Below are 14,934 nucleotides of genomic sequence, written 5' to 3'. Positions count from 1 at the left end.
GGCGACGCTCAGGCGTCCTGTCGCTTCAGGCGGGCGGCCGCACGACCGCGGGCGGTGGCGTCGAGCTCGACCTTGCGGATGCGCACGGCCTCCGGGGTGACCTCGACGCACTCGTCCTCGCGGGCGAACTCCAGGCACTCCTCGAGGGTGAGCTGACGCGACGGCGTCATCGACTCGAACGTGTCGGCCGTGGAGGAGCGCATGTTGGTGAGCTTCTTCTCCTTGGTGATGTTCACGTCCATGTCGTCGGCGCGCGAGTTCTCGCCGATGACCATGCCCTCGTAGACCTCCTCGGTGGGGTTCACGAAGAAGGTCATGCGCTCCTGCAGCGCGATGATGGCGAACGGGGTGACGACGCCGGAGCGATCGGCCACGATCGAGCCGTTGCTGCGGGTGACGATCTGGCCGGCCCACTCGTCGTAGCCGTGCGAGATCGCGTTGGCGATGCCGGTGCCGCGGCTGATCGTCAGGAACTCCGTGCGGAAGCCGATCAGGCCGCGCGAGGGGACGATGAACTCCATGCGCACCCAGCCGGTGCCGTGGTTCGCCATGTTCTCCATGCGGCCCTTGCGCGCCGCGAGCAGCTGGGTGATCGCACCGAGGTACTCCTCCGGCACGTCGATCGTCAGGTGCTCGAACGGCTCGAACGTCTTGCCGTCGACCTTCTTGGTGACCACCTGCGGCTTGCCGACGGTCAGCTCGTAGCCCTCGCGGCGCATTTGCTCGACCAGGATGGCCAGGGCCAGCTCGCCGCGGCCCTGCACCTCCCACGCGTCGGGGCGGCCGATGTCGAGGACGCGCAGCGACACGTTTCCGATGAGCTCGCGGTCAAGGCGGTCCTTGACCATGCGGGCAGTGAGCTTGTGGCCCTTGACCTTGCCGACCAGCGGCGAGGTGTTGGTGCCGATCGTCATCGAGATCGCGGGGTCGTCCACGTGGATGAGCGGAAGCGGGCGGATGTCGTCCGGGTCGGCGAGCGTGTCGCCGATCATGATGTCGGCGAAACCCGCCACCGCGACGATGTCGCCGGGGCCGGCGCTCTCGGCCGGGTACCGGTCGAGCGCCTTGGTGATCATCAGCTCGGTCACGCGCACATTGTGCACGTCGCCGTCGTGACGCACCCAGGCGACGGTCTGGCCCTTCTTGAGCGTGCCGTTGAAGATGCGGAGCAGCGCGAGGCGGCCGAGGAACGGCGACGCGTCGAGGTTCGTGACGTGCGCCTGGAGCGGGGCCTCCGGGTCGTAGGTCGGAGCCGGGATGTGCTCGAGGATGGCTTCGAAGAGCGGCTCGAGGTCGCCGTTGTCGGGCAGGGAGCCGTTCTCGGGCTGGTTGAGGCTGGCAGCGCCGTTACGTCCGGACGCATAGACGACGGGGACGTCGAGGATGGCGTCGAGGTCGAGGTCGGGCACGTCGTCGGCGAGGTCGCTCGCGAGACCCAGCAGCAGATCCTGGCTCTCGTGCACGACGGCCTCGATGCGGGCGTCGGGACGGTCGGTCTTGTTGACCAGCAGGATGACGGGGAGCTTGGCCTCCAGCGCCTTGCGCAGCACGAACCGGGTCTGCGGCAGCGGGCCCTCGGACGCGTCGACCAGGAGCACGACGCCGTCGACCATCGACAGGCCGCGCTCGACCTCACCGCCGAAGTCGGCGTGGCCGGGGGTGTCGATCACGTTGATCGTGATGGGGCCGTTCGGGGCGTGCTTGCCCTTGTACGAGATCGCCGTGTTCTTGGCGAGGATCGTGATGCCCTTCTCGCGCTCCAGCTCGTTGGAGTCCATGGCACGGTCTTCGACGTGCTCGTGGTCGCCGAACGAGTTGGTCTGCCGCAGCATGGCGTCGACCAGCGTGGTCTTGCCGTGGTCGACGTGGGCGACGATCGCGACGTTGCGCAGATCGTCGCGGTGGGCGACGGCGTTCTCGGACATGCGTGAAGGCTCGACTCTCGTCAGAAAGAAATGGGGAACGGTCCATTCTATCCCAGCGCGAGCGTGCAACCGTCGCCATGCGGAACGCCCCCCGTTCCGCGGATGTTCACAGAACGGAGGGCGTTCGTCGCTTTCGGCTCTACAGCCCCTGGGCCACCGGCGGCTCCGGCTCCTGGGGCAGGCCCTCGTTGACCGGCACGACCTCGTCGGAGCCTGCGGCGAGCAGCTCCAGTCGCAGCGCGCGGCGGGCGCGCTGCTGCTCCGGGTCGGGCAGCGGCACGGCGGCGAGGAGGCGCTGCGTGTAGGCCTCCTTCGGGTAGCGCAGGATCTCGTCGCGCGTGCCGACCTCCACCAGGTTGCCGTGGTGCATCACCGCGATGCGGTCGGCCAGCACGTCGATGACGGCGAGATCGTGCGTGATGAAGAGGCACGCGAAGTTCATCTCTTTCTGGAGCTGCTGCATCAGCTCCAGAACGCGGGCCTGCACCGAGACGTCGAGCGCGCTCGTCGGCTCGTCGGCGATCAGCACCTGCGGCTTCAGCGACAGCGCGCGGGCGATGCCGACGCGCTGCTTCTGTCCGCCGGAGAGCTCGTGCGGGAACCGGCTGCGGTAGGCGCGCGGCAGCTCGACGCTGTCGAGGAGGCGGTCGACCTCCGTGGCGAGTGCCTGACCCTTGAGGCCCTTCGCCAGGCGCAGCGGCTCGCCGATGGAGTCGGCGATCTGGAGGCGCGGGTTCAGCGACGACGACGGGTCCTGGAACACGATGCCGACGTTGCGGTGCAGCTTGCGGATCTCATCGCGACCCGCGTTGCTGATGTCTTGCCCGGCGACGACGAGCTTGCCCGAGTGGATCGGGAGCAGGCCGATGGCGGCACGGCCGAGCGTGGTCTTGCCGGAGCCCGACTCTCCCACCAGGCCGACGACCTCGCCCTCGTGGATGGTCAGGTCGATGTCGGTCGCGGCCCGGAAGGCCGGCACGCGGCCGTGCTTCGGGTACTCGATGGCGACTTTCTCGAAGTCGACCACGACCTTCCGCTTGTCCATCTCGGCCTTCTCGTGAGCGGCTACGGCGATCCGCTCGTTGACGCGGATGCGCTCGGCGTATTCGGCGTCGGGGTTCTCCGTGCCGGCGGCGAGCGCGGCGGTCGTGTCGATCTCCTCGTCCTCGCGCTGGCCCAGGTGCGGCACGGCTTTGAGGAGGGCGATCGTGTACGGGTGCTGCGGGGCGTCGAAGACCTCCTTGACCGTCCCGGACTCCACGATGTCGCCCTTGCGCATCACGACGATGTTGTCGGCCAGGTCGGCGACGACGCCCATGTCGTGGGTGATCAGCAGGATCGCGCTGTCGAGGCGGTCGCGGAGGCTGCGGATCAACTCCAGGATCTCGGCCTGCACGGTCACATCGAGTGCGGTGGTCGGCTCGTCGGCGATGAGCAGCTTCGGGTCGCACGAGATCGACTGCGCGATCATGGCGCGCTGACGCTGGCCACCCGAGAGCTGGTGCGGGTACGAGTTGAACGCCTTCACCGGGTCGGGAAGCTCGACCATGGCGAGCAGTTCGAGTGCCCGCTCCTTGGCTTCGTGCGGCGACATCCCGAAGTGGATGCGCAGCGTCTCGATGATCTGCGACCCGACCGTGTACACGGGGTTGAGCGCCGTCATCGGCTCCTGGAAGATCACCGCGACCTGGCGTCCGCGCACGCGGCGCATCTGCGGCGGGGTGAGCCCGGTGAGCTCGCGGCCCTCGAGCTTGATCGAACCCTGCACGCGGGAGTTCTGCGGCAGGAGGTCGAGGATCGCCATCGAGCTCGCGCTCTTGCCGGAGCCGGACTCGCCGACGATGGCGAGCACCTCCCCCGCCTTGATCGAGTAGTTCAGCTTCTTGGCCGCGGGCACCCAGACGTTGTCGACGCCGAAATCGACGGACAGGTCGGTGACCTCGAGCACGGGGGCGCCGACGACGACCCCGGCCCCACCGGTGGTGTTCTCGGTCATGATTCGTGGTTCCTTTCGGGGGCGCGCTCGGGCGAGGCGGAGACGGTGCGGGATGAGAGCATGGAGCCATGCCCTACGTCTCCCCCGCCGAGCGCGAGGTTTTCGTGTCCCGGTTCAACCGGGTCCTTGCCGTGCTGATCTGGGCGGCCGCGGCCGCCCTGATCGTCGGCCTTCTGGTGAGCGTGCACGATGTGCGCCTGCTCTACGTGGTGCCGTGCGCGCTGTTCGCCTTCATAGGCTGGGCGCTGCTCTGGCGTCCGCGCCTGACGATCGCCGACGACGGCATCGAGGTGGTCAACGTCACGCGCACCATCCGCATCCCGTGGCAGGCGCTCATCCACGTGGACACCAAGTACGCCCTCACGCTGTACACGCCCGGCCGCGCGTTCCCGGTCTGGTCCGCGCCCGCTCCCGGCACGGCGCGCACGCTGCGCGCCACCCGCCAGGAGACCAAGGGCCGCGTCGGCAAGCCGGCCGTCGCCGACAGCGTGCGCCGCCCGGGCGACCTGCTCTCGACCGAGTCGGGCGCCGCGGCCGAGGTGGTGCGCCGCCGCTGGACGCAGCTGCAGCAGAGCGGGGCCGTCGACAGCGGTCTCGCGGACGAGACGCCCGTGACGATCCGCTGGCACCTCGCCACGCTGGCGGTGCTGATCGTGCTCGTCGCCGGCACGCTCGCTGCGCTGCTGGCGGCCTGACGCCGGAGAACCGGCGGCCACCACCAGCAGCGCAGCGCGGGCGGATGTCACAGCACGTCCTCCGCGAGGGCCGCGCCCGTGCGGGGTCCGGACTGACCGTCCTCGCCGGGCTCCGGCTCCTCCTCGCGCATCTTGCGGAGGTTGAACCGGCGGTGGCGCGGGTCGAACGCGTCGCGCAGACCGTCACCGACGAAGTTGACCAGCAGCGCCAGGATCACGATGAACGAACCGGGCCACCAGAACAGCCACGGACGGGTCTGGAACGCCGACTCGTTCGAGCTGATCAGCAGACCGAGCGAGACGTCCGGCGGACGGATGCCGTAGCCGAGGAACGACAGCGCGGTCTCGAGCAGGATGGCCGAGGCCATGATCAGCGTCGAGGCGACGATGACGACGCCGATGGCGTTCGGCAGGATGTGCTTGAAGATGATCCGCGTGTCCGAGGCGCCGGCGACGCGGGCCGCCTCCACGAACTCCCGCTCGCGGAGCGAGAGGAACTCGCCGCGCACCAGACGTGCGATGCCCATCCACGAGAAGAAGCCCAGCATCAGGGCGAGGAAGAACGCGCCGAGGCCGCCGAACATGTGACCGACGACGGAGCCGATGACCAGCGCCGGGATCACGATGAAGACGTCGGTGATGCGCATGAGGATCGCGTCGACCACACCGCGGAAGTAGCCCGCGATGGCGCCGACGACGACACCGACCACGCTCGCGATGAGACCGAGCACGACCATCACCAGCACCGAGTTCTGGATGCCGCGCATCGTGAGGGCGAAGTAGTCCTTGCCGATGCGGTCCTGGCCGAAGGGGTGCTCCCAGGTGGGAGCGCCCTGCGAGACCTGGTCGTTCAGCTCGACGTAGTTGTACTTCCACCAGCCGTGGATCGGCCCGATGCCGATCGCGGAGATGGAGAACAGCACGATCAGGATGAACAGGATCGCGCTGCCGACGGCGACCTTGTTCGAGCGGAATCGCTTCCAAATGAGCTTGCCCTGGCTGACGGGCGGAGCGCTCGGCTCCCGCAGTTCATCGGCGATCATGGGTTCGGTCGTGGACATCAGCGGACCCTCACTCTCGGGTCGAGTGCGGCGTAGGACAGATCCGCGAGGAAGTTGAACAGGATCGCCATGATCGCGATGACGAGGAAGTACGCCATCACCGGGTTCAGATCGCCGCGCTGCAGGCCGGCGTTGAACAGGGAGCCCATGCCCGGGATCGCGAACACCTTCTCGGTGATGATCGCACCACCGAGAAGCGCGCCGACGTCGAAGGCGACGAGCGTGGTGATCGGGATCAGCATGTTGCGGAACGCGTGGCGGACCACGACCGTGCGCTCCGGGAGGCCCTTCGCGCGCGCGGTGCGGATGAAGTCCTGGCCGAGCACCTCGAGCATGCCGGCGCGCGAGTAGCGCGTGTAGGACGCGAACGAGATCAGCAGCAGGGCGATGGTCGGAAGCGCCAGGTGCGTGAAGGTGTCGAGACCGTTCACCCACATGTCGCCTTCGAGACCAGGAGTCGACGAGCCGACGGTCGCGATCGGGCGGCCGTTGGTGTCCTGGAAGTACGTCGGCCAGGCCTGCATGAACCGGTCGACGACGATCAGGAAGCCCGACACGATCGTGACGATCACCGCGACGCGCATGTTCTGGCCGCGGTCGTAGCCTCCCACGAACCAGCCGATGGCGAGGCTCACGATGATCGCGACGATCGCCAGGATGATGATCGTGGACGGCGTGGAGATGTCGAACAGCCACTGCAGCCCGAAGTAGCAGACCAGCGCCACAGCACCCGCGATGCTCGCGGAGATCAGGGCGCGGCGGTTCTGCAGTCCCGCGGTCAGCGCGGTCGCGCCGATCACGGTGGCGGCGATCAGGATGATCATCACGACGGGACCGAGGCCCGGGTGCAGGAACCAGTTGGTCACGCTCATCAGCAGCAGGACGCCGGCCGTCGCGACGCCGGAGACGACGAAGGTGATGCCGCGCCGTCGCATGTCGCCGCCGATGAGCGATTGCCAGATGAGTCCGGCCACCAACCCGATCAGGACGGCCACCCACCAGGGGATCGTCGGATTCGCCAGGAAGTTGTTGAAGCCGATGGCCACGAACTCCTTGAGGAGCACGGCCACGAGGAATGCCGGGAGCGAGTACAGGAAGAAGCTGAGGAACGTGACGACGTTGTCGAGTCCGCTGTACTGCCGCAGGGCGGTCACGATGCCGATGGTGACACCGAGGAGGATCGCGAGGATGAGCGCGACGGTGACCAGCTGAACGGTCGAGGTGAGCGCCTGCGGGAGGATGTCCACCACCTTCGCGTTCGAGATGGTCGATCCCAGGTCGCACGAATTGGCGAACGGGATGAGGCACTTGGCCGCACCTCCGAGCCAGAGCAGCCACCGCAACGGCGGGGCGATGTCGAGCTGGAGGAGCTGAATGCGCGCATTGATGAGCTGCGTCTTGTTGGGGGAATTGCTGCTTCGCAGATCCTGGAGCGGGTCGGCGCTGTACGCGACCAGCATGTACATCAGGAACGAAGCGGCGATGATGATGAGCACTGAGACCAGGAGTCGTCTCAGGATGAAACTCGCCATAGGTTCAAAACCTTCACTGACAGGGCGCGCCACGAACGGGTTGATCGGCGGAGCGGGGGGCTCGCCTGGCGCGATTTCGAGGTAACGGTCGGATCACGACCGCCGACTACATGATAACGGGGCGTCGACTCGAAGCCGACGCCCCGTCGCAGGAGAGTGCCCGGGGATCCCCCGGGCACTCTCACTGTCGAGCGTTACTTCGCGGTCGAGGACTTGACGGTCCACTCCCAGAAGTTCCAGAACGGGCCGTTCTGGTTGCCCATGTACTTCACGCCGTCGACGCGAGCGTTGACACCGAAGACACCCGGCAGCTGGAACAGCGGCAGACCGTAGCCCTGCGAGAAGGCGGTCTTGTCGATGTTCTTCTCCAGCGAGACGAGCTTGCTGGTGTCGAGCGTGGTCTGGGTGGCCAGAGCGTCGCTGTTCGCGGCCGAGAAGCGGTTGTAGTTACCGCCACCGTTGGTGGTGAACAGCTGCGGGATCTGAGCCGTGCCGGCACCCGGGCTGATCCAGCCGAAGAGCGACGCGTCGTAGTTACCGCCCGGGAGGAGCTTGCTCCAGTCCGGCGAGCCGGCGTCGACAACCTTGAAGCCGGCCTTGGCGGCCGACGACGAGATCGCCTGGAACTCGTCGACACGGTTCGGGTTGTTCGTGTTGTACAGGATTCGAACGGTCGGGGTGGCACCGGCGAGCAGCGCCTTGGCGCCCGCGATGTCGACCTTGTCGTACTTGCTCGAACCGTTGTTCTTCACGGAGTCGCCGTACTGGGGCTGCTGGTTCGGCAGCCAGATCTGCGAGTTGAGGACCTTGGCCTTCGGGTTCACCGGGGTGACGATCGAGTCGAGGATCTGCTGACGCGGGATCGTCATGAGGAACGCCTCACGGACCTTCGGGTCGGCGAAGACCTGCGAACCGAAGTTCAGGTCGAGGTGGTCGTACGACGCCTGGTCGCCGGTCAGGACCTTCGCGCTCGTCTGCTTGAGGGCAGTGAGCGTGTCAGCCGAGGCCTGCGGGTTGATGACGTCGACCTCACCGTTCTGGAGAGCGGTGACCTGGGCGTTGGCGTCCGGGATGATGCGGAACACGATCTTGTCGACGCTCGGCTTGAGGCCGCCGTCGTAGTACTTGTTCTGCGACATCGTCAGCGACTGGCCGGGGGTCCACGACGAGACGACGAACGGGCCGGAGGAGACCAGCAGGTCCTTGTCGGTCGGGAACGCGGTCACGTCGTAGCCGGTGTTGACGAAGTCGGCGGCCTTCTTCAGGGTCGCGTTGGCGGCGACCGGAGCGTCAGGGTTGCCCTTCGGCAGCGTCTTCAGCAGCTTGGTCAGGTCGGCGGCCGACGAAAGGCCCGCCTTCTTGGCCACGATGTGAGCGGGCTGCGCGATCGGGTTGACGAGCTCCCAGTCCACGTACGGCGTGGCGTACTTCAGCGTGATCGACGTGTTGTTGTCGCCCACGGTCGGGAACGCGGTCGAGTCGATGCCCGCCGTCGAACCCGCGATGGAGAAGTACTGGGTTCCGCTGGTCACGTTGCCCTGGTCGTCGAACTTCGCCGAGTCGTAGTAACCGGAGGCGATGGCCCAAGCGAAGACCATGTCGTCGGCGGTGACGGGCTGCCCATCGGACCACTTGTCGTTCTTGTTCAGGGTGTACTTGACGGTCAGCGGGTCGTCCGAGATCTTCTTGAACGTGCCGAACTTGTCGTCGTGAACGATCTTGTAGTTGTTGTCGATGTACTGGAAACCAGTACCGTACGACCCGTCGAGGTAGCCGACCTGGCCGTTGGTGTCCAGGTTGCCCTGCGGGGTCTGCGAGTTGAACGAGGTGAAGTCGTTCACGACAGCGACCGTCACGGTGCCGCCCTTGGCCGCGGACGAGGTGCCCGTGCTGCCGGACGTGGTGCAGGCCGACAACGCGAGCGCGGCAACGCCGGCGACGGCGACGGCGCTGACCGCGTACCTGACCTTTCTTCCCTTGATGTGCAATGTTCCTCCTGTGCGAAGTGTGCGACGGCACGGGCATGCGAGAGCACCCGAACCCCGCGGGATAAGAACAACCTAGGTAGCGTTGACTGGGAATGCAAAATGAGGCAGGAAAACGTTACACAGTGGTAACTCAGTCGGTGGATCGTTGCGCGGGGCCCCTCCGAACGGCGCACTCGCAGCGTGAAACGCAAGAAATCGCGCGCTTCGCGCATACGCGCGGGCACATACGCGCATATACAACGTGTGGCCGCCCTCGTCGAGAGCCTGGCAGGATGCACATATGAGCAGTGAGTCGCCCGCGGCCGCCCCGACGGCGGACGACGCGGTCACCTGGCGCGGCGAGGTCCCCGTCGAACGCAGCAGCCGACCGCGCCTCTGGTGGGAGGTCGCGATCGTCCTCGGCCTCTCGCTCGGCCAGTCGGCCGTGTACTCCATCGTCACGATCATCGACCGCTCCACGCAGAGCACCCCCCTCGCAGACCAGACCGCGCAGGTGAACCCTTCGCAGTCGAGCCGCCCGGTCTTCGACTTCCTCTACCAGTTCCTGGGCAACGCGTTCCCGCTGTTCGCGGTCGCGCTGGTGATCTTCCTGCTCTGGCAGCCGCGGCGAAGCGGCTTCCGTCGCATCGGGTTCGATTTGCGCCGGCCGGCCCGCGACCTCGGCGGCGGCGGCCTCCTCTTCCTGGTGATCGGCATCCCCGGCATCCTCTTCTACGCGCTCGGCCGGCTGCTCGGGCTCACCGTGCAGGTGCAGGCCTCGCCGCTCGACACCTACTGGTGGACGGTGCCCATCCTGATCTTCGCCGCGATCCGCGCGGGGCTGCAGGAGGAGGTGATCATCGTCGGCTACCTCTTCACGCGCCTGCGCCAGCTCGGCTGGTCGAAGTGGACGATCATCCTGTCCGCCGCGCTGCTCCGCGGGAGCTACCACCTCTATCAGGGCTTCGGCCCCTTCGTCGGCAACGCCATCATGGGCGTGGTCTTCGGCTGGTGCTACACCCGCTGGGGTCGCGTGATGCCCCTCGTGGTCGCCCACGTCATCATCGACATCGTCTCGTTCGTCGGCTACCCGCTCGCCGTCGCCCTCTGGCCCCACATCTTCGCGTAGTGCAGAACCGCCGAATACGCAGATCGTCTGCGCACTCGGCGGTTCTCGGCGCACCCGGCCGTTGCGTACTAGGCGAACGCCTCGGGAGGCGGGCAGGCGCAGAACAGGTTGCGGTCGCCGTAGGCCTGGTCGATGCGGCGCACCGGAGGCCAATACTTGTTGCGCACCAGGGTCGGCACGGGATAAACCGCCTGCTCGCGCGTGTACGCGTGGTCCCAGGTGGAGGACGCGACGGACTCCGCGGTGTGCGGGGCCCCGCGCAGCGGGTTGTCGTCGGCCGGCCACTCCCCCGCCGCCACCGCGTCGGCCTCCGCCTTGATCGCGATCATCGCCGTGACGAAACGGTCGAGCTCGGGCAGGTCTTCGCTCTCCGTCGGCTCGACCATGAGCGTGCCCGCCACCGGGAACGACATCGTCGGCGCGTGGAACCCGAAGTCGATCAGCCGCTTGGCGACGTCGTCGACGGTGACGCCGGTGCGCTCGGTGAGCGGGCGGACGTCGAGGATGCACTCGTGCGCGACCAGGCCGTTGTCGCCCGCGTAGAGCACGGGGAAGTGCTCCCGCAGCCGGGCTGCGACGTAGTTGGCCGCGAGCACGGCCGCGCCGGTGGCGTCGGTCAGGCCCTGGGCGCCCATCATCCGCACGTAGGCCCAGCTGATCGGGAGGATGCTCGGGCTGCCGTACGGGGCCGCCGAGACCGGGCCTCCGCCGTGCACGATCCGCTCGCTCGCGCCCTCGCCGCCGGCGAGCACGTGCGTCGCATCCTGCGCGAGCGGGTGCCCGGGCAGGAACGGCGCCAGGTGCGCCTTGGCAGCCACCGGGCCGACGCCCGGCCCACCGCCGCCGTGCGGGATGCAGAACGTCTTGTGGAGGTTCAGGTGACTGACGTCGCCCCCGAAGTCGCCGAAGCGCGCGTAGCCGAGGAGGGCGTTGAGGTTGGCGCCGTCGACGTAGACCTGGCCTCCCGCCTCGTGCACGGCCGCGGTGATGGCGACGACCTCGTGCTCGTAGACGCCGTGCGTCGACGGGTAGGTGATCATCAGGGCCGCGAGGGTGTCGGCGTTGGCCGCGATCTTGGCGCGCAGGTCGTCGAGATCGACGTTGCCGAGGTCGTCGGTCGCGACGACGACGACGCTCATCCCCGCCAGGACCGCCGAGGCGGCGTTCGTGCCGTGCGCGGACTGCGGGATGAGGCACACAGTACGCTGGTCGTCGCCGCGCGAGCGGTGGTAGCCGCGGATCGCGAGGAGGCCCGCGAGCTCGCCCTGGCTGCCGGCGTTCGGCTGCAGCGAGACGGTGTCGTAGCCGGTCACGTCGGCGAGCCAGGCCTCGAGCTGGTCGATCAGCTCGAGCGAGCCCGCGACGTCCGCGGCGGGCGCGAACGGGTGGAGGGCCGCGAACTCCGGCCAGGTGACGGCCTCCATCTCGGTCGCGGCGTTGAGCTTCATCGTGCACGAGCCGAGCGGGATCATGCCGCGGTCGAGCGCGTAGTCGCGGTCCTGCAGCTGGCGCAGGTAGCGCATCAGCGCCGTCTCCGAGTGGTGCGTGGAGAACACCGGGTGCGTGAGGAACGCGGAGGTGCGGGCGAGAGCCGGGTCGAACGACGGCTCTGAGCCGAACTCGAGGGCGGGCTCGCCCTCGACGGTGCCGCCGAGCACCTCGATCAGATCGCCGAGCGGGAAGACGCCGTCGCGCAGGTCGGCCGCCGACTCCTCGTCGAAGCTGAGCGAGACGAGTCCCGCGTCGACAGCGTGCAGGAGCAGTCCGCGCTCGTGGGCGCGCTCGACCACGGTGGCCGCGTCGTCCACCTCGACCACGAGGGTGTCGAAGAACGACCGCGAGCGGACCTCCACGCCCGCCGTGCGCAGCGCAGCGGCGACCGCGACCGCGGACAGGTGCACATGCCGTCCGATCGAACGGAGGCCGGCGGGGCCGTGGTAGACCGCGTACATCGCGGCCATGACCGCCAGCAGCACCTGCGCGGTGCAGATGTTGGAGGTCGCCTTCTCGCGGCGGATGTGCTGCTCGCGGGTCTGCAGGGTGAGCCGGTACGCGGGCTTGCCGATCGCGTCCTGCGAGACGCCGACCAGGCGGCCGGGGAGCTGGCGCTCCAGGCCCTTGCGGACGGCCATGTAGCCGGCGTGGGGTCCGCCGAAGCCCATCGGGACGCCGAAGCGCTGGCTGGTGCCGACCGCGACGTCGGCGCCGAGCTCGCCCGGCGAGGTCAGCTGCGTGAGCGCGAGCAGGTCGGCGGCGGCGACGACGACCGCACCGGCGGCCTTCGCGGACGCGATGACGGCGGACGGGTCCCAGACCCGGCCGGAGGCGCCGGGGTACTGCACGAACAGGCCGAAGGCCTCGTGCAGTTCCGGCGCGTCGGCCGGCGTGGAGGCGAGGTCGAGCACGACGAGCTGGATGCCCACGGCCTCCGCGCGGTTGCGCAGCAGCGCTAGCGTCTGCGGGAAGGTGTCCGCGTCGACGACGAACGTCGACCCCGCAGCCTTGGAGGCCCGGCGCGCCAGCAGCATCCCCTCGACGACGGCGGTGCCCTCGTCGAGCATCGACGCGTTGGCGGTGTCGAGGCCGGTCAGGTCGGAGACCATCGTCTGGAAGTTGATGAGCGCCTCCAGGCGGCCCTGCGAGATCTCCGGCTGGTACGGCGTGTATGCGGTGTACCAGCCCGGGTTCTCGAGCACGTTGCGCTTGATCACGGCCGGCGTGATGGTGCCGTAGTAGCCGAGCCCGATCAGGCTGCGGTTCACCGTGTTGCGCGCGGCGAGCGCGCGCAGCTCGCGCAGGGCGGCCCGCTCGCTGATCGGAGCGGGCAGCGCGGAAACGCGGGAGGCGTCCACGCGGATGGAGTCCGGCACGGCGGCGGAGACGAGGGCCTCCACCGAGTCGTAGCCGAGGGCGGACAGCATGGACTGCTGCGCGTCCCCGTCGGTGCCGATGTGACGCGTCTGGAACAGGTCGCTCATGTGTCGCGGAAGCCTTACTCGCCCGTGAGGGCCTTGTACTCGTCGTAGGAGAGGAGGCCGTCGGGGAGGGCGTTGAAGGTCACCTTGATGAGCCAGCCCTCGCCGAACGGGTCGCTGTTGACCAGCTCGGGCGCGTCGACGACGGCCTGGTTGGCCTCGGCGACGGTGCCGTCGACCGGCGCGAAGAGCTCGCCGACCGACTTGGTCGACTCGATCTCGCCGACCACGCGGCCGGCCGCGACGTCGCTGCCCTCGGCCGGGAGCTCCACGAAGACGACATCGCCCAGCTTCTCGGCGGCGTAGCCCGTGATGCCGACGGTCGCGGTGTCGCCGTCGACGAGGAGCCACTCGTGCTCGGCGGTGTACTTCAGGTCCTGCTCTGCGGCCATGGTCAGCCGTCCTTTCTGGGGGAGGTTGGCTTTCTGCTGTAGAAGGGGAGGGCGGTGACGGTGAACGGGAGGCTGCTGCCGCGCACGTCGACGTGCAGCTCGGTGCCGGGGCGGGCGAAGCGCGGCGCGACGTATGCCATGGCGATCGGCACGCCGATCGTGGGCGAGAGAGCGCCGGAGGTCACGACCCCGACCTCCTCCTCGCCACCGTCGGGGGCGGGCGCCAGCACCGGGTAGCCCGCGCGCGCGGCGCGCTTGCCCTGGCCCATCAGGCCGACGAGCACGCGCGCCTCGGCGTCCGGCCCCTCCTCGCTGGCGGCGCGGCCGACGAAGTCGGTGTCTTTGGCGAGGTTGACCACACGGCCGAGGCCGGCCTGGGCGGGCATGGTGTCGCGGCCGAGCTCATGACCGTACAGCGGCATCCCGGCCTCGAGTCGGAGGGTGTCGCGGCTGGCGAGACCCGCGGGGACCAGCCCCTGCGCGGCTCCCGCCTCCAGCAGGGCGTCCCAGAGCGCGCGGGCGTTGTCGGGAGCGGTGTACAGCTCGAAGCCGTCCTCGCCGGTGTACCCGGTGCGGGCGACCAGCACCGGGTGGGTCTCGAACTCGGCCGGGACGCTCCAGTAGTACTTGAGGTCGGTGACGCGCTGCGCGAAGTCGTCGCCCTCGATGTGGAAGCCGGGCGTCGCCAGCAGGATGCTCAGGGAGGCGGGGCCCTGCACCGCGATCAGCGCGATGTCGTCGCTCTCGTCGTAGACCTCCACGTCGAACGGGGCGGTGCGATCGCGCAGCTCCTCGGCGACGGACTCCCGGTTGGAGGCGTTCGCGACGACCATGTAGCGGTCGTCGCCTGTGCGGTAGACGACGAGGTCGTCGAGGATGCCGCCGGCGCGCGACAGCAGCATGCTGTACTTCGCCTGGTCGAGCGCGAGCGACGACAGCTTGCCGGCGAGCGCGTAGTCGAGCGCCGGGCCGGCCTCCGGGCCGATGAGCACGATCTCGCCCATGTGCGAGAGGTCGAACAATCCCGCGGCGCTGCGGACGGCGTGGTGCTCGGCCAGATCGCTGGAGTAGCGGACCGGCATCTGCCAGCCGGCGAAGTCGGTGAAGGATGCGCCCGCCGCGGTGTGGGCGTCGTGCAGGGGCGACGTGCGCTCCGTTGCGCTGGTCTGCGCCGTCGTATCGGCCTGGCTGTCCTGTGAGCTCATGAGTTCTCCGTTCGCCGGCCGTCGCCGGAGGGATGAACGGCAGCGCGACGTGCGCTG

Annotated in this window: 10 protein-coding genes; 2 read left to right on the top strand and 8 right to left on the bottom strand. The window is 68.6% G+C overall.

Annotated elements, in window-relative coordinates:
- Positions 1-8 precede the first annotated feature (8 nt).
- Together typA and ASF88_RS05665 are read right to left on the bottom strand one after the other, a co-directional pair.
- Positions 9-1,925 carry a translational GTPase TypA gene (gene typA / locus ASF88_RS05670; protein ID WP_055915372.1) on the bottom strand — a complete coding sequence of 639 codons (1,917 nt, stop codon included), beginning with the start codon at positions 1,923-1,925 and terminating at the stop codon, positions 9-11.
- A gap of 139 nt (positions 1,926-2,064) precedes the next feature.
- Positions 2,065-3,921: a dipeptide ABC transporter ATP-binding protein gene (locus ASF88_RS05665; RefSeq protein WP_055915369.1), complete on the bottom strand. Its 1,857-nt coding sequence runs from the start codon at positions 3,919-3,921 to the stop codon at positions 2,065-2,067.
- 68 nt (positions 3,922-3,989) lie between these two features.
- Here ASF88_RS05665 and ASF88_RS05660 point away from each other — a divergent pair, with 68 nt between their 5' ends.
- A complete protein-coding gene (locus tag ASF88_RS05660) occupies positions 3,990-4,616 on the top strand; it encodes a PH domain-containing protein (protein ID WP_055915366.1) in 627 nt (208 codons plus the stop codon).
- 47 nt (positions 4,617-4,663) lie between these two features.
- On the opposite strand, the gene ASF88_RS05655 is transcribed toward ASF88_RS05660, so the two are convergent.
- From ASF88_RS05655 to ASF88_RS05645, 3 genes are all read right to left on the bottom strand, one after another.
- Positions 4,664-5,677: an ABC transporter permease gene (locus ASF88_RS05655; RefSeq protein ID WP_055915365.1), complete on the bottom strand. Its 1,014-nt coding sequence runs from the start codon at positions 5,675-5,677 to the stop codon at positions 4,664-4,666.
- Positions 5,677-7,209: an ABC transporter permease gene (locus ASF88_RS05650; protein ID WP_055915362.1), complete on the bottom strand. Its 1,533-nt coding sequence runs from the start codon at positions 7,207-7,209 to the stop codon at positions 5,677-5,679. Before ASF88_RS05650 ends, ASF88_RS05655 begins: the two co-directional genes overlap by 1 nt.
- Positions 7,210-7,403: 194 nt before the next feature.
- On the bottom strand, positions 7,404-9,197 hold the full coding sequence (locus ASF88_RS05645; protein WP_055915359.1) for an ABC transporter family substrate-binding protein: 1,794 nt from the start codon (positions 9,195-9,197) through the stop codon (positions 7,404-7,406).
- A 280-nt stretch (positions 9,198-9,477) separates the two neighbouring features.
- On the opposite strand from ASF88_RS05645, the gene ASF88_RS05640 reads away from it, so the two are divergent.
- Positions 9,478-10,305, top strand: a complete 828-nt coding sequence (locus tag ASF88_RS05640) for a CPBP family intramembrane glutamic endopeptidase (protein WP_055915356.1) — start codon at positions 9,478-9,480, stop codon at positions 10,303-10,305.
- Positions 10,306-10,373: 68 nt separating this feature from the next.
- Here the strand turns inward: ASF88_RS05640 and gcvP are convergent, their stop codons facing one another.
- Genes gcvP through gcvT form a run of 3 tightly spaced genes read right to left on the bottom strand, consistent with a single transcriptional unit; the run spans position 10,374 to position 14,877 of the window.
- Positions 10,374-13,283 (bottom strand): aminomethyl-transferring glycine dehydrogenase, encoded by a 2,910-nt coding sequence (gcvP, locus tag ASF88_RS05635; RefSeq protein ID WP_055915353.1) that lies wholly within the window; start codon positions 13,281-13,283, stop codon positions 10,374-10,376.
- A gap of 14 nt (positions 13,284-13,297) precedes the next feature.
- Positions 13,298-13,672 carry a glycine cleavage system protein GcvH gene (gcvH, locus tag ASF88_RS05630; protein ID WP_055915351.1) on the bottom strand — a complete coding sequence of 125 codons (375 nt, stop codon included), beginning with the start codon at positions 13,670-13,672 and terminating at the stop codon, positions 13,298-13,300.
- Positions 13,673-13,674: 2 nt separating this feature from the next.
- Complete coding sequence (gene gcvT / locus ASF88_RS05625; RefSeq protein WP_055915349.1) at positions 13,675-14,877, bottom strand: glycine cleavage system aminomethyltransferase GcvT; 1,203 nt, start codon at positions 14,875-14,877, stop codon at positions 13,675-13,677.
- Between the last annotated feature and the right edge of the window lie 57 nt (positions 14,878-14,934).

Origin of the sequence: Leifsonia sp. Leaf336 (genome assembly GCF_001423695.1) — a bacterium.
Taxonomy (GTDB): Bacteria; Actinomycetota; Actinomycetes; order Actinomycetales; family Microbacteriaceae; genus Leifsonia.
The sequence above is the reverse complement of the archived record's forward strand: the minus strand, read 5'-3'. Positions and strand labels throughout refer to the sequence as shown.

Coding starts and splice junctions, on each gene's coding strand:
- typA (WP_055915372.1), bottom strand. CDS start 1,925: ATGTCCGAGAACGCCGTCGCCCACCGCGACGATCTGCGCAACGTCGCG.
- ASF88_RS05665 (WP_055915369.1), bottom strand. CDS start 3,921: ATGACCGAGAACACCACCGGTGGGGCCGGGGTCGTCGTCGGCGCCCCC.
- ASF88_RS05660 (WP_055915366.1), top strand. CDS start 3,990: ATGCCCTACGTCTCCCCCGCCGAGCGCGAGGTTTTCGTGTCCCGGTTC.
- ASF88_RS05655 (WP_055915365.1), bottom strand. CDS start 5,677: ATGTCCACGACCGAACCCATGATCGCCGATGAACTGCGGGAGCCGAGC.
- ASF88_RS05650 (WP_055915362.1), bottom strand. CDS start 7,209: ATGGCGAGTTTCATCCTGAGACGACTCCTGGTCTCAGTGCTCATCATC.
- ASF88_RS05640 (WP_055915356.1), top strand. CDS start 9,478: ATGAGCAGTGAGTCGCCCGCGGCCGCCCCGACGGCGGACGACGCGGTC.
- gcvP (WP_055915353.1), bottom strand. CDS start 13,283: ATGAGCGACCTGTTCCAGACGCGTCACATCGGCACCGACGGGGACGCG.
- gcvH (WP_055915351.1), bottom strand. CDS start 13,672: ATGGCCGCAGAGCAGGACCTGAAGTACACCGCCGAGCACGAGTGGCTC.
- gcvT (WP_055915349.1), bottom strand. CDS start 14,877: ATGAGCTCACAGGACAGCCAGGCCGATACGACGGCGCAGACCAGCGCA.